14 protein-coding genes and 1 riboswitch are annotated in these 14,948 nt (G+C 30.8%); of the genes, 5 read left to right on the forward strand and 9 right to left on the reverse strand.

Annotated elements, in window-relative coordinates; translation table 11 throughout:
• Nucleotides 1-82 precede the first annotated feature (82 nt).
• Nucleotides 83-1,072: a lipoate--protein ligase gene (locus tag HMPREF3046_RS06210; RefSeq protein WP_070717598.1), complete on the reverse strand. Its 990-nt coding sequence runs from the start codon at nucleotides 1,070-1,072 to the stop codon at nucleotides 83-85.
• A 188-nt stretch (nucleotides 1,073-1,260) separates the two neighbouring features.
• Between HMPREF3046_RS06210 and HMPREF3046_RS06215 the strand changes: the two genes are divergently transcribed.
• Entirely contained in the window at nucleotides 1,261-1,437 is a 177-nt protein-coding gene (locus tag HMPREF3046_RS06215; protein ID WP_002448045.1) for a YkvS family protein, read from the forward strand.
• A 15-nt stretch (nucleotides 1,438-1,452) separates the two neighbouring features.
• Nucleotides 1,453-2,055 (forward strand): CPBP family glutamic-type intramembrane protease, encoded by a 603-nt coding sequence (locus HMPREF3046_RS06220; protein ID WP_070717601.1) that lies wholly within the window; start codon nucleotides 1,453-1,455, stop codon nucleotides 2,053-2,055.
• A 162-nt stretch (nucleotides 2,056-2,217) separates the two neighbouring features.
• Here HMPREF3046_RS06220 and HMPREF3046_RS06225 read toward each other — a convergent pair whose 3' ends face one another.
• The 6 genes from HMPREF3046_RS06225 to HMPREF3046_RS06250 all read right to left on the reverse strand — a co-directional run bounded on the left by HMPREF3046_RS06225 (nucleotide 2,218) and on the right by HMPREF3046_RS06250 (nucleotide 10,086).
• Nucleotides 2,218-3,576 (reverse strand): TrkH family potassium uptake protein, encoded by a 1,359-nt coding sequence (locus tag HMPREF3046_RS06225; RefSeq protein WP_070717604.1) that lies wholly within the window; start codon nucleotides 3,574-3,576, stop codon nucleotides 2,218-2,220.
• 18 nt (nucleotides 3,577-3,594) lie between these two features.
• Complete coding sequence (locus tag HMPREF3046_RS06230; RefSeq protein ID WP_070717606.1) at nucleotides 3,595-5,454, reverse strand: S1C family serine protease; 1,860 nt, start codon at nucleotides 5,452-5,454, stop codon at nucleotides 3,595-3,597.
• Nucleotides 5,455-5,688: 234 nt separating this feature from the next.
• Entirely contained in the window at nucleotides 5,689-6,486 is a 798-nt protein-coding gene (locus HMPREF3046_RS06235; RefSeq protein WP_070717609.1) for a TerC family protein, read from the reverse strand.
• 55 nt (nucleotides 6,487-6,541) lie between these two features.
• A riboswitch (yybP-ykoY riboswitch) is annotated at nucleotides 6,542-6,674 on the reverse strand.
• 121 nt (nucleotides 6,675-6,795) lie between these two features.
• Nucleotides 6,796-8,358 (reverse strand): peptide chain release factor 3, encoded by a 1,563-nt coding sequence (locus HMPREF3046_RS06240; RefSeq protein WP_070717612.1) that lies wholly within the window; start codon nucleotides 8,356-8,358, stop codon nucleotides 6,796-6,798.
• Nucleotides 8,355-8,612: a YueH family protein gene (locus tag HMPREF3046_RS06245; protein WP_070717615.1), complete on the reverse strand. Its 258-nt coding sequence runs from the start codon at nucleotides 8,610-8,612 to the stop codon at nucleotides 8,355-8,357. The genes HMPREF3046_RS06240 and HMPREF3046_RS06245 overlap by 4 nt, the downstream gene beginning before the upstream one ends.
• Complete coding sequence (locus tag HMPREF3046_RS06250; protein WP_070717620.1) at nucleotides 8,602-10,086, reverse strand: UDP-N-acetylmuramoyl-L-alanyl-D-glutamate--L-lysine ligase; 1,485 nt, start codon at nucleotides 10,084-10,086, stop codon at nucleotides 8,602-8,604. Before HMPREF3046_RS06250 ends, HMPREF3046_RS06245 begins: the two co-directional genes overlap by 11 nt.
• A gap of 380 nt (nucleotides 10,087-10,466) precedes the next feature.
• Here HMPREF3046_RS06250 and HMPREF3046_RS06255 point away from each other — a divergent pair, with 380 nt between their 5' ends.
• Together HMPREF3046_RS06255 and ltaA are read left to right on the forward strand one after the other, a co-directional pair.
• Nucleotides 10,467-11,645 carry a diglucosyl diacylglycerol synthase gene (locus tag HMPREF3046_RS06255; RefSeq protein ID WP_070717623.1) on the forward strand — a complete coding sequence of 393 codons (1,179 nt, stop codon included), beginning with the start codon at nucleotides 10,467-10,469 and terminating at the stop codon, nucleotides 11,643-11,645.
• Nucleotides 11,620-12,804, forward strand: coding sequence for a lipoteichoic acid biosynthesis MFS flippase LtaA (ltaA, locus tag HMPREF3046_RS06260; protein WP_070717625.1), 1,185 nt, complete (start codon nucleotides 11,620-11,622; stop codon nucleotides 12,802-12,804). The genes HMPREF3046_RS06255 and ltaA overlap by 26 nt, the downstream gene beginning before the upstream one ends.
• Before the next feature lie 62 nt (nucleotides 12,805-12,866).
• Here ltaA and HMPREF3046_RS06265 read toward each other — a convergent pair whose 3' ends face one another.
• On the reverse strand, nucleotides 12,867-13,376 hold the full coding sequence (locus tag HMPREF3046_RS06265; RefSeq protein WP_070717628.1) for a 2'-5' RNA ligase family protein: 510 nt from the start codon (nucleotides 13,374-13,376) through the stop codon (nucleotides 12,867-12,869).
• A 109-nt stretch (nucleotides 13,377-13,485) separates the two neighbouring features.
• Entirely contained in the window at nucleotides 13,486-14,238 is a 753-nt protein-coding gene (locus HMPREF3046_RS06270) for an esterase family protein (protein WP_070717632.1), read from the reverse strand.
• Nucleotides 14,239-14,508: 270 nt separating this feature from the next.
• On the opposite strand from HMPREF3046_RS06270, the gene HMPREF3046_RS11005 reads away from it, so the two are divergent.
• Nucleotides 14,509-14,948, forward strand: a 440-nt coding sequence (locus HMPREF3046_RS11005) for an AI-2E family transporter (protein WP_141755528.1), incomplete at its 3' end; no start/stop codon positions are given.

The raw sequence follows: 14,948 nt of genomic DNA on the forward strand, positions 1-14,948 counted from the left end.
AGCAGCCTAGAACATAGTGTTTTTATTAAGTTACCATTTTAAGGGTTCAGTGCCACAATTTGACTCCTTTTTTATATCTAAACTAATACGCCATTAATTTCAATATACTGTCTTTATCGATATCACCAAAGTAATGATAAAAGTCGTAGTCTTCCATTACTTCTTTTATATGAGTATAATCGTGTAATGTGCCTACTAAAGCATTTTCTAATTCATTGACATTTCCTTCTCCAAAGAAATCGCCAAAGATTTTAGCATGCTCAATTTTCCCTTTTTTGACATCAAATTTAATTTGAATGAATCCTTTTTCAAACTTTTCGTCACGTTCAAAATTATATTTAGGATTTTTACCATAATTCCAATCCCAAGTGCGATATTTTTCATTGCTTAATTGCTTAATATTGTTCCAGTCTTCTTCCGTTAAATGATATTCCTCTACTTCATGCTCACCAAAGATGGTTTTTAAAATGATTTGTTTAAATTGATCGATCGTAACAGATTCATCTAAAAATTCTTCAATATTTGCTACGCGTTTACGTACAGACTTCACACCTTTAGATTGAATTTTTTTAGGATTCACTTTTAATGCGTTTTGCACTTCTTCTAAATCACTATTTAACATTAATGTACCATGACTAAACATACGATTTTTAACCTTAACCATAGCATTTCCGGAAATTTTAGCTGTGCCTACTTGAATGTCATTACGGCCTGTCATTTCTGCATCTACACCCATAGATTGTAAAGCTTGAACAATAGGATCAGTAAATTTCTTGAAGTTATGAAAACTGTTACCATCATCACTCGTTACAAAGCTAAAATTCAAATTTCCTTTATCATGATACACAGCTCCTCCTCCAGAAATTCGTCGTACAACATGAATATGATGATCATCTACATACTGTTTATTAACTTCTTCAATTGTATTTTGATTTTTACCTACAATGATTGATGGTTCATTAACATAAAATAAAAAGTAACTATCATCTGCAGGTAAATGTTTAAGTACATATTCTTCCATAGCTAAGTTAATGGTAGGGTCAGTAATATTATTATTACTTACAAATTTCATAGCACTCACCTTTCTCTTTCTTTTAAAATTTAATAATGCAATATATCATCCATTATCGATTGTTTAACATAATTATGGCATTATTTTCAAAAAAAATATAATATTTTCTGATTTTAGTATATATTTGTTTATTTGTAGTGTAAATTTTAGTACAATATAGTCTAGCTATGATTTGAGGAGGACTCGAAATGACTGTTGCAGAAGTTGGAAATATTGTAGAATTTTATGACGGTTTAAGAGGCCGTGTTGAAAAAATTAATGATAATTCAGTTATTGTTGATTTGACAATTATGGAAAATTTTAATGAACTAGATTTACCTGAAAAAACAGTTATTAATCACAAACGATATAAAATCGTTGAATAAGAAGGTTAATATTAAATGAAAAATACATCTAAACCCTTAATTTGGTTTGTTGCAAGTTTTATTGTATTTCATCTCATCTTATTTATAATGTGGGGAGAACATCAAGAATATTGGTATTTATATACTGGTATCATGTTAATTGCTGGCATTAGTTATGTATTTTATCAACGTGATATCACATCAAAACGTCTATTAACCTCTATTGGTGTGGGAGTAATCACAGGTGTTGTATTAGTGATGATACAACTTATATTTTCACTTATATCGTCACAAATTACTTATACCGAATTAATTAAAGAATTATCAAGAACGGGTGTATATTTTAAATGGCAAATGTTAATTACTATCTTATTTGTCATCCCTTGTCATGAGTTATACATGCGTGCTGTCTTACAAAAAGAATTAAATAAATTTAGACTACCTCGCTGGCTAACAATTTTAATACCTGCATTATGTTCTAGTTCTTTATTTATCTATCTTGATAAATGGTGGATTGTTATTTTTATCTTTATAGCTCAAGTCATATTATCATTGAGTTATCAGTATACAAGACGTATTGTTACATCGTCTTTAGGTCAAATTGTTGCCATCATTTTATTACTTATCTTTCATGGATAAAAACCTTTTCTTAGTTGCTAAAACTAAGAAAAGGTTTTTTTGATTGGTAGCACTATTCATTTCAATAATGATATTATTTTTTCATTTAAAATATAACTATCTATAAAAAAAAGAGTGGGATACCGAATTCAAAATGGATGTATCCCACTTTCCTTTCTTTGTTTATCCAATTTGAATTCTTTCTTTTGGATAACTAAATTTATCAGGTTCTTTACGACCAGATATCATAATAATAAATGATATTAAACCGACACGTCCTATAAACATAAGAAGCATTAAGACTACCTTAGTAACACTGCTAATATTATCTGTCACCCCAAGTGATAAGCCACAAGTTCCAAATGCAGACATGACTTCAAAAAATACCTGTAAGAATGATAAATTATTGGCTTCTTCCGCTAATATAATAATGATACTTACAAAAGTAAGTACTGTCGCCATTATAAACACAGCAAAAGAACGCTGTATATCGATGATATGAATTTCTCTATTGAATACTTTAATCGATGATTTTTCTGTATTGTTATTAAAATTAATCACAAATAAAATAAGTATCGCAAATGTCGTTGTTCGAATACCTCCTCCTACTGAACTCGGAGAAGATCCAATAAACATGAGAATACTCATAATGACATTTGTTGCATCACTAAAGTGTGTCACATCAATGGTTTGTAATCCAGCACTACGTGTAGTTGCAGATTGAAATAATGCATAGAATAAAGATTGATGCCAATTATATCCTTTGAATGCATGATTGTACTCAAGTGCTAAAATAGATAAAAATCCAGATATAAATAAGAAAAAGTAAGTCGTTGTTGTAATTTTAGTAAATAAAGAAAATCTAAAATGACTTACTCTATTTCTTATATAAGCTCTGATTTCAAGTAATACTGGAAAACCAATTGACCCAAGAATAATTAAAAACATTACAATAGTTTGTACAAAGTAATCTTTGGCATAAGGAACTAGAGATTGGCCAGTAATATCTAACCCACCATTTGTAGTAGCTGAAATAGATACAAACAAGCCCTGCATTAAAGCATTTTTCAAATCAGGATTGTCTCTGTAAAAATAAAATGCAAGCAAGAGTGCACCTACAATTTCGATAGTTATAATTGTTTTAACAATTTCAATAATAAGCTTAACTGTCCCACTCATTGTGTCTTTATTATTATCAAGCATGATAAGTTGACGTTCACGCATACCAATGTGTTTACCAAGTACTACCCACAATACTGTACCTATCGCCATTACGCCTATACCACCGATGTTTAAGATAATTAAAATGATAAGTTGGCCAAATGAAGAATAGGTATCAATAATACTAACTGGCGTTAAACCGGTCACACTAATTCCAGATACAGCTACAAACAACGTATCTATAGGACTTACCTTCACGCCAGGTTTATGTACAAAAGGTAAATTGAGTAATAAAAATGCAACGACAATGGCAATTAAATAATATAAAACAATACCTTGTTGAGGCGTTGATTTTTTGAATAATTTACTGAAAATAGACATTAGTTTATCACCTCAATGTCATTTCAAATTAATTTCTATATCTTGAATATTTCCATCTCTGTAAATTGTACCCGATAACGTTTTTAAATCTTGTCGATGGTTAAACAGAATGTGTCTATACTGCAAATTATCTTTTAATGTTTTACCTTCTAATTTTACAATGACATCACCAATTTTTAAACCTGATTTTTTACCTAAACCGTCATCTTTTAATTTTTTCACTAAAATCCCATGATGCATATCATTAGGTAATTTTAAAAGTGAGCGTTCATAATTATTTAAATCATTCACATTTTCTAAAGCTATTCCAGTATTGGGATAATTTACTTTCCCATTTTTTTCAAGCTCTTTAGCGATTGATTTAGCTTCATTAATGGGAATAGCAAAACCCATTCCTTCTATGCTTGGCATATTAATTTTTAATGAGACAATACCGATAAGCTCTCCATCTTTATTAACTACAGCTCCACCTGAATTCCCAGGATTAACAGAAGCATCAATTTGGAACGTTTGCATCAATTCATCATTTTTATTATCTTTATCAAAATCAACAGGAACCAATCGATTTAACCCCGAAATAATCCCTTTAGATACCGTATTTCTAAACTCTTCTCCTAGAGGATTACCTACAATTAATATCGATTCCCCTAAAACTAAATTATCTGAATTTCCAATATGGATAGGTTTAATATTTTTATCATTGATTTTTGCTTTCACTACTGCAATATCGGACCATTTATCCTTTCCGACAACGTCACCTTTTATACTTTTATTTTCTCCATATGTAATCTTAACTTTGTCCACTTCACCAACAATATGTGTATTTGTTAATACAAAAAAAGTATCGCCTACAGTTTTGTAGACGACACCTGAACCAAGTTCATTATCTGATTTTGAATTTGTCTTTTGAACTGAAGTATTCTTAGGTGCGTCACTTTCTACTGTTACCACTGATCTGACAGTATTATTAGCGTTTTTCATAGTTGTTGTGTACTTCTTATCTTGTGTATGTGTTTGATTTGAGTGTTGTTCTTGAGAAGGTTCAGTAAAAATTGCTTTTACTAAAACTAAGATTAATATTAAAGCAATTGCGATTACAATTTTAATCCAATGTTCTTTTAAAAAGACAACGACTTTATTTTGTGTATCATTTGCTGATTGTTCATGTAATTCATGAGGTTGTTGATTCGATATATTTTCTGTCGTATTCTTATTAGAATTAGATATATGCTTTGGTTGTTCATTCTTAGTATGTTCTACTTGAGTTGAATGTTGTTGAGTTGAAATTTGTTCTTTCTCAGTATGAATTGATCCTTTATCCTTAGATGAAATGTATGATTCTTCAGTTATAGTTGGATGTTTAGATTGTGTTTTAATTGTATCACGATGCTGATTGTCTTTTTCTTTTTTAGATTTTGGACGAGATTCATTATTTTTATTCAATCTACTATAAGTTGGTTCTATAGATTTATTCGTTTCATTTTCAGTTTTTGAGCCATTACTCGAAATTGGTTTTTGCTGTTTTAATTCTTCATTATGTATGTCTTCTTGTTTAAGGTGTTGTTCTTCAGGCAAAGTTAAATGATGCCTATTATTTTTCTTAGCTGTTTTTGATGCATCTCTTTTTGATCTTAACTTAGCTAAGTGTTGTTGTTGTTGAATTTCTTCTTGTGTTAATTTCTCAATTCTAGCTTTTCTTAAATTATCTTTGACACGTTCTTCATTTACTTTTGCTTGATGCTGTTCTTTTTCCGCTAAATGTTCACGCTTTTGTCTTTCACGTTCAATACGTTTTTCACGTTCTTCATTATGAAAGTATTCGTGACGTTTACGTCCATATTTACTACGCGGTATCACTTGTTTTTTATCATTATCCAAAGATGCCCACTCCTAACCTTGAAATCACAATATATATCACTAAAAAAATGATTTACTTTTATGTGGTTATATACCTATCTGAATTTATTTATATATTACTTAAATTTTAATATCATTAGTGTTAATAAGCAAACGATTGTCAAATATTTTCTAAAAATATTATACAAATAGTTATTAATTGAAAAAACCTTTTGAAGTCTCTTATAAAAAAACTTCAAAAGGTATCGATGACATCTAATGCTTAGCATTCTTTTTATTTTTTCGTACTGATGTTAACCATCCAATAACAACTAATAAAATCATTACAGTCCAGAAGATTGCTTGCCATAATGTACTATGTGGGAAGTCTTCTGATAATACGCCAATATCTGGATGAGCTAATACGATAACTACTAATTTAATACCTACCCAGCCAACGATTGCGAAAGCGGCACCTTCTAAACCTGGATATTTATTTAATAAATCAACAAACCATGTTGCTGCAAAACGCATTAAAATAACACCAATCATACCACCGATGAACATAACTCCAAATTGACCTAAATCCATTCCGCCAAAATGAATACCCATCTTAGGAAGTGTCACTGCAATAGCCATTGCTGCTAACATAGAATCAATTGCAAAGGCAATGTCAGCAAACTCTACTTTAAATACGGTAGCCCAAAATTTTCCAGCACTTACTTTCTTTTCAGCGCCAGTTTCATCATAATGATGTTCGTCCCCAACTTGTTCCTCTTCATCTTTCTTATGGAAGAAATTCCAAAGATTTCTAATAGACATGAAAATTAGATATGCAGCACCAATCGCTTGAATAAACCAGAAATTCACAATAATACTAATTAAAAATAAAGCAATAAAACGGAAAACAAATGCTCCTAGTAAACCATAGAATAATGCTTTTTTACGCTGTGCTGGTGGTAAATGTTTAACCATTACTGCCATTACAACGGCGTTATCTGCTGCTAGTAATCCTTCTAAAAATACTAACACTAATATTACCCACAAATAAGGTAAAATTAAGCTTGGATCCATGAAAAGACAGCTCCTTTATTTATTTATACAAATAAAAAGACCTATGCTAATTCATAGCAAAGGTCTCACTTAGCAAATTTGCTCATTTTACCGGAAGTATCAACTTCGTAATGACGATAAAATGCTGAATTAAAGATGTTAGTAATATAGCACCTCAAATTCTCAAGTTACTCCCCTCTGACATTAAGTCATAGGTATTTATTTGTTAAGAGTATTATAACCAAATTTAGTATATCTAAACAACGTTAGAGCTAAAAATATTGTATATCTTTATTATTTTTTTAACTTAAACCTTATATTGTTATTTTTTTATAATAAACTATATAGTTTAATATCTGGGAATTTTTCTTCAAACCAACGTGTAGCAAATTCATTTTCAAATAAGAAAACAAACTTATCATATCTGTCTTTCACTAAAATAGAACGTGACGTGTTCATCTTATCTTGAATATCATCTTCATTTTCAATCCAACGCGCAATTTTTCTACCTACAGGTTCCATGACGACATCTACATTGTATTCATTTTTCATTCTGTGCTCGAATACTTCAAATTGTAATTGACCCACTGCACCGAGAATAATTTGATTCGTATGAAGTGTTTTATAATATTGAATCGCGCCTTCTTGCACAAGCTGTTCAATTCCCTTATGGAAATGTTTTTGTTTCATTACATTTTTAGCAGAGACTTTCATGAAAATTTCAGGTGTAAATTGCGGTAAATCTTGGAAGTTAAATTTTTGTTTACCTCCAACCAATGTATCACCAATTTGGTAGTTACCTGTATCGTATAATCCAATAATATCTCCAGCTACTGCGTGATTGACGGTTTCTTTATCATCTGCCATAAAAGAGGTAGAACGTGTGATTTTTTGTTTTTTATTGGTACGTTGTAGGGTCACATCCATACCTCTTTCAAACGCACCACTAACTATTCTCATAAAAGCAATTCTATCTCTATGTTTAGGATCCATATTCGCTTGAATTTTAAATATAAAACCTGAGAACTCATCATCAAATGGACTAACTTCAACTTCTTCATTTGTCTGACGAGCATTAGGCATGGGCGCATAATCTACATATGCATTCAAGAAATTCTGAACCCCGAAATTAGCCAATGCTGATCCAAAGAATACAGGAGTTAAATCACCATTTAATAAGGCTTCATTATCAAATTTTTCGCCAGCTTCTTCAACTAACATAAACTCTTCAATCGCTTGTTCGAAAGCACTATCATTGCCAATTGTGTGTTCTTCTTCAAGTTCATACTCATCATTTAAGTGTAATACATTCTCTTCATCTCTAAAAGGTTCAATAGTTTTAGTCTCACGATCGATAATACCAAAAAAGTTTTGCCCCATTCCTATTGGCCAATTCATTGGATATGTGTCAATATTTAATGTTTCTTCAATTTCTTCTAATAGTTCAAATGGCTCTTTACCTACACGGTCTAATTTGTTGATAAAAGTAAAGATAGGAATGCCTCTCATTTTACATACTTTAAATAATTTTAATGTTTGAGGTTCGATCCCTTTCGCACAATCGATAACCATTACTGCACTATCAACCGCCATTAATGTTCGGTATGTATCTTCAGAAAAATCTTCGTGTCCTGGTGTATCTAGAATATTAATTTTATAATCATCATAATCAAACTGCATGACTGAACTGGTTACAGAAATACCACGTTCTTGTTCCACTTTCATCCAGTCGCTGGTTGCAAATTTCCCTGTTTTTTTTCCTTTTACAGTACCCGCTTCACGAATAGCACCACTAAAATATAATAATTTTTCAGTTAGCGTCGTTTTACCAGCATCCGGGTGTGAAATAATAGCAAACGTCTTTCTTGATTCTATTTCTTCTTTTAAACTCATTCATTATTCTCCTTTAAATCCTTTATTATCCACTTAGATAACTGAGAAGCTATACGCAATGCTTCATTTTCTTCTTTAAATGTAAATAATTGCATGGTTAATTCTTCATTTATTTCCTGTTCATTGAGTTGTGCATTTAATTCTACTGACCAAAACATATCTGGAATAGCTATCATATAATAAGAATGATGCACATTCTCATATAGATATACATTGATTATTTCATTTTGTTCAGAAAGTTGCTTAATGATCATAGCTGGATTGTCCAAACTTTTTATACGCAGCTTCTAAACCAATTAAATCGTCACGATGTGGCACTTTCACGTGTCCTGGCATAATTTGATAAGGTTCTCTACCTTTAGAAGCAAGTACAACTGTATCACCTGGATTCGCGACTTCGATAGCATGTTTAATGCCTTCAGCTCGATCTTCAAATTCTACATAGTTATTATGCGTTGCACCTTTAGCAAGTTCTGCAGTCAACATTTTAGGATCGTCATCTGCTGGATTGTCAGGTGTAAAAATAACATAGTCTGCTCGACATGCAACAGCTCCCATTTCAGGCGTTTTTGTTAAATCACGTTCGCCAGCCATACCTACTAAAAAGATGAGCTTTTGTTTAACAAAAGGTTGCACTGCATCAATCAGTTTATTCATACCATCAGCAGTATGTGCATAATCAATAATTAAATCGATTGGAAGTGATGGATCTAAAACCTCTAGACGCCCTTCAACAGGTTCTAAAGATTTCACCACTTCTACGATATCTTTGAAATCGATTCCTTTACTCCACACTGCTATCATAGCTGCCATAAGATTTGAGATATTAAATTTACCTACATATGGTGATGAAACATGGTACGTGCCAAATGGAGTAGCAAAATCAAATTGTGCACCTTGTAAAGATTCTTTGATATTTTGAGCCATAAACTGTGCTTCATTATCTATACCATATGTCAATATTTCATAAGGTGTTACTGTTTCTAAATATTTAGAGAAATCATCATCATTATTTAACACCACATACTTTTCTTTTGATAAATCTTCACCTAATTGACTAAATAGTAATGATTTAGCATGTCCATAAGCTTCCATTGTGCCATGAAAGTCTAAATGATCTTGTGTTAAATTTGAAAAAACAGCTACATCAAATTCTACACCTCTTAATCGTCCTAGAGCTAACCCATGACTTGAGACTTCCATAGTCATTGCTTCAGCTTTACTATCTACAGCTTGCTTAATTTTCTTAGTAAGCAATACAGTTTCAGGAGTAGTATTTGCCCCTTTTGTTTTTTCTTCATTAATTTGAAATCCATTCGTACCTAAATACGCACTATTTTTGTCTAATCCTCTGTAAATTAAGTGAATCATCGTCGCGATTGAAGTTTTACCATTTGTACCAGTGACGCCAAAGGTAGTGAGTTGTTGACTTGGATAATTAAATAATGTATGCGCTAATATACTGGCTACTCTTAAAGTATCAGGTACAATAACTTGTGTTACTTCTCCTTTAACTTCTTGCTTACGGTTTACAACTATAATTTTAGTTCCTTGATCAATGACATTTTGACAAAATCTATGACTATCTACCGTATATCCTTTAGAGGCTACAAAGATACTTTCTTCACTAGCAGTTCGTGAATCTGTAGTAATATCAGTGATATCTATATCTAAAGTTCCTATAACTTGTTTAACTCTTATTTTATTGAACAACTCATTCGCATTCAAAATGTATCGCTCCTTTTTTTCAATATCTCTATTATACACATTTTAAAGTTGTTGATAAATTTATTCTCACCTAAAAAAGTAAATTCTGAACTACTTAAAATCAAATAACTTTTCTATGTTCTATATTATTAATATTAATTTTAAGTTAATTATTTATAAATTTTTTCTTATCTTAGTGTAAGCCTCCTACATTTCACTTTATTAGTGCTAGGATAAGGGTATAAAGTTAAAGTAATCATTGTTCGAATATGCTATAATTCACTATAAATGAATTTTATGACTTTCTTGAATGAAATACATATGATTTATACTAGTATGTATTTTTTACTATAATACATCATTCGATGGATTAAACTTAAATTATTGGAGGGTGACTATTAATGGTTACTCAAAATAAAAAGATATTGATTATCACTGGATCATTTGGAAATGGTCATTTACAAGTGACACAAAGTATTGTCAATCAATTGAATGACATGAATCTATCTCATATTTCTGTTATTGAGCATGATTTATTTATGGAAGCACATCCCATCCTTACGTCTATTTGTAAAAAATGGTATATCAATAGCTTTAAATATTTTAGAAATATGTATAAAAACTTTTATTATAGTCGACCAGATGAATTAGATAAATGTTTTTATAAATACTATGGTTTAAATAAACTGATTAACCTACTTTTAAAAGAAAAGCCTGACTTGATTTTAATGACTTTTCCAACGCCCGTGATGTCAGTATTAACTGAACAATTTAACATGCGTATCCCTATTGCAACAGTCATGACGGATTATCGTCTACAAAAAAACTGGATTACTCCAAATTCTCATAGATATTATGTAGCTACTAAAGATACAAAAGAAGACTTCGTAAACGTTGGTGTACCGGCATCTTTAATTAAAGTCACGGGTATCCCTATTTCTGATAAATTTGAAGCGGATATTGATCAAAAGGCTTGGCTAAAAAAATATCATTTAGACCCTAAAAAAAATACTATTCTTATGTCTGCAGGTGCTTTTGGAGTATCAAAAGGTTTTGAACATATGATAGAACGTATCTTAGAAAAAAGTCCTCATTCTCAAGTCGTTATGATTTGTGGTAGAAGTAAAGGACTTAAACGTAATTTGGAAGCTAGATTTAAGTCTTATGACAACGTTCTCATTTTAGGATATACAAAACATATGAATGAATGGATGGCTTCAAGTCAATTAATGATTACTAAACCAGGTGGGATTACAATATCCGAAGGTTTGACAAGAAGTATCCCAATGATTTTCTTAAATCCTGCTCCAGGACAAGAACTAGAAAATGCGTATTATTTCCAAGAAAAAGGGTATGGTAGAATTGCTAATACTCCTGAAGATGCAATTGATATTGTCTCTGAATTAACACATGATTCGAATAAATTAACTCTAATGATAAATACAATGCGTCAGGATAGAGTAGATTATTCAACCCATCGACTTTGTATCGATTTATTGAATATGCTCGATCATTCATCTCAACAGCAAGAAATTTATGGAAAGGTGCCATTATATGCTAAGTTCTTTGTCAAACAATAAAAGCATAAGTAAAAACTTTAAAATAATGCTCATTATTTTATTTTTAATGGAATTTGCTAGAGGCATGTATGTATTAAGTTATGTTAACTATTTACCTACTGTAACCTCTATCGCTGTAGCTGTGACTTCAGTAGCGTTATCCATTCATTTTATTTCAGATGCAGCTACAAACTTTGTGATTGGTTTTTTATTAAAGAAATTCGGGACTAAAATTATCCTTAATTTAGGTTTTTTATTAGCTTTTTTAAGCTTGTTTCTAATTATTTTCTTTCCAGCTCATCCCATCATTATTATCATTAGTGCAATTATGCTAGGGATTGCAGTAAGTCCAATATGGGTAATTATGTTATCTAGTGTGGAAGAAAGTCAACGTGGCAAACAAATGGGTTATGTATACTTTGCATGGTTATTAGGTTTGCTTGTAGGCTGGGCGTTTATGAATGTTCTAGTCAAAATACATCCAACGCGATTTGCATTCGCTATGTCTCTTGTCGTTATCATTGCATGGATACTTTATTATTTTGTAGATGTAAAACTCACAAATTACAATACTAAACCTGTAAAAGAACAATTAGGTCAAATCGTAGAGGTAATGAAACGTCATATGATTTTATTCCCAGGCATTTTGTTGCAAGGTGCTTCAATCTCAGCTTTGCTTCCAATATTGCCGACGTATGCTACAAAAGTTGTGGGGGTAACAACGATTGAATATACTGTTGCTATCGCTATTGGTGGTATTGGTTGTGCAATATCGATGTTATTTTTATCTAAAATGATTGATAAAAATAGTACTGGCTTTATGTATACCGTTATTTTTGTAGGATTCATATTGTTTACACTATTTATTTTTGGTCTCTCACTAGTTAACAATATTTTCGTTGTATGGATAGTTGCCGCCTTTATAGGTTTAATGTATGGCATTTTATTACCTGCTTGGAATACTTTTATGGCTGGACATATCGATCCGTCTGAACAAGAAGAAACTTGGGGTGTATTTAATAGTGTCCAAGGCTTTGGTTCAATGATTGGTCCTCTTTTCGGAGGTCTTATCGCTCAATTCTCAAATGGATTAAATAATACATTCTATGTCTCAGCTTTCATTTTTCTATTACTCGCTATTTTTTATGGAATTTATTTTATCAAAAGTAAACAGCATTAAAAATATTCTTTAAAAAAAGAAGTCAAAACTAAACTGTTTCGACTTCTTTTTTTATATACATATTATGCTAGTTTAAAACTATCAACAATGTTCCATCTATCTTCATCTTCATTGTAATGTAACAATGAAAGTTCATCGATGGTTTCTCTATGGTCTACCCCTGCAAGCTTCACTTGACCAAATATATCTTCAAATTCTTGACTCGTTAAACCTTGAGCAATTGTAAAATGAGGAACGAATGGATGTTCAGCTTTACCATAAAATGATTCGGTATTAAATGTATTAAATAAATTTTCTAATTCTTCTGTTTTTTCAACTTTAAAATAAATAACATTGTTTGTTGGTTTAAAGCTTGAAGCTTTTGTAACGTGAACTTCTACAGGTTTAAATCCAACTAATCTTTGTTTAACTTCTTCTTTAAATGAATCTAATGCTGTTTCTTTAAGTTCAAAGTGAGGTTTAATCGTAATATGTGGCATAATACGTGCATACTCTGTATCATAACGCTTACGATAGCCATCTACTTCATTTTGAAATGATTGTGACGGAATAAGTGCTAATCCTATCTTCATTGAAATTCCTCCTTTGTTTAACATACTTCTATTATATCAAAATTCCATTTAATACGTTATTAGATACAACATTTTATGAAAAGGTTTTCAAAAAAAGATTTGTAGACTCTTAATATGTACTATGATTATTATTTAAAAAATAATAGAGAATATCTCCGAGCATAGATTTCCATGATTTCCAATTATGACTACCATTAAATTCATTATATACGTAAGTGACACGCTCGTCTTGTTCAATAAGGTTGGATAGTTTTCTATTTGGAGTTAAAAAGTCAGCTTGTTCACCAGTCGTTGGTAATTTGAAATCGACTTCATCTTTACCAATTGCATGCCAAATCGTTAATCGATTACGTTGCTTACAGGTCTCAAATTTTTCAAGAACAGTATGATCTGAATGCGGACTAAACATAGCTATTTGACTAAATATTGAAGGATAAGTCAATGAAGTAAGAAAGGCAATACTTCCAGCTAAACTATCTCCTATTAATAATCTAGAATTCCCCACCTTATAGGTAGGAAACGTTTGATCAATGAAAGGTAAAAGTTCTTTAACTACTGACTGAATCGTCTTTTGACTACGACTACCTTGAGGATGAAACTCTTCTCTACGTTTCTCAACATCTTCATAATGAAATCCAACAATAATGGCACGTTCAATATGTTCTTCTTTTCTTAGACGTTCATATTCACGCTGAATTCTTCCAAATCGGAAAAAATCCAATCCATCAAAACAAATAATCACCTGACTCTTAAATAATTCAGTAAAATCTTCTGGAAGATAAATCGACAATGTGATATCTCTTTCTAGAATTTTACTATTTAAAATATATTTATTAATTTTTCCAGCTTTAAATTCTCCCATGTTATCCTCTCTCCTTCATATATATTCATATTGTATCAATTTTATTTATTAGTGACAGCGATATAACCGTTTATAATAAGCTTTTTTATTTTAGATTTTATATACTTTTTTAAGAGAATTAGGAATTGTTTAATTAAGCTCATATATTTTTACACTACTAAATATTATAATATAATTCTTTTTTAGTTAATCAACTTTTCCTTTTTAACATCTCTTATTTAAGATATACTTATTATTAATGAATTGATTACTTTAGGAGGAAGTAAGTCTATGCTTAATAAAGTATGGTTTCGAACTGGGATTTTCTTAATCATCCTGTTCGTACTTATAAAGTTATTTATGGAAGTGCATAGTGTATTTACACCTATAGCAACTATTATTGGTTCAGTGTTTCTTCCATTCTTGTTAAGTGGATTTTTATTTTATATCTGCTTACCTTTTCAAACGCTTTTGGAAAAATGGGGTTTCCCACGTTGGGGAAGTATTTTAACTATCTTTATCGTATTAATCGCTATTATCGCTATCGTAGTAGCTTTCATTGCTCCTATTATTATTTCTAATGTTAATAATTTAATCAAAGCAACACCAACTTTACAGCGTGATGCAGAACAAGTGGTTAATTTCTCATTAAATCAAATGGATAAATTACCAAGTGATGTAACAACGAAAATTAATTCAGCAATGAAATCAATCAGTGATAGTTTAACTGG

Origin of the sequence: Staphylococcus sp. HMSC070D05 (genome assembly GCF_001815595.1) — a bacterium.
Classification (GTDB): Bacteria; Bacillota; Bacilli; order Staphylococcales; family Staphylococcaceae; genus Staphylococcus; species Staphylococcus hominis.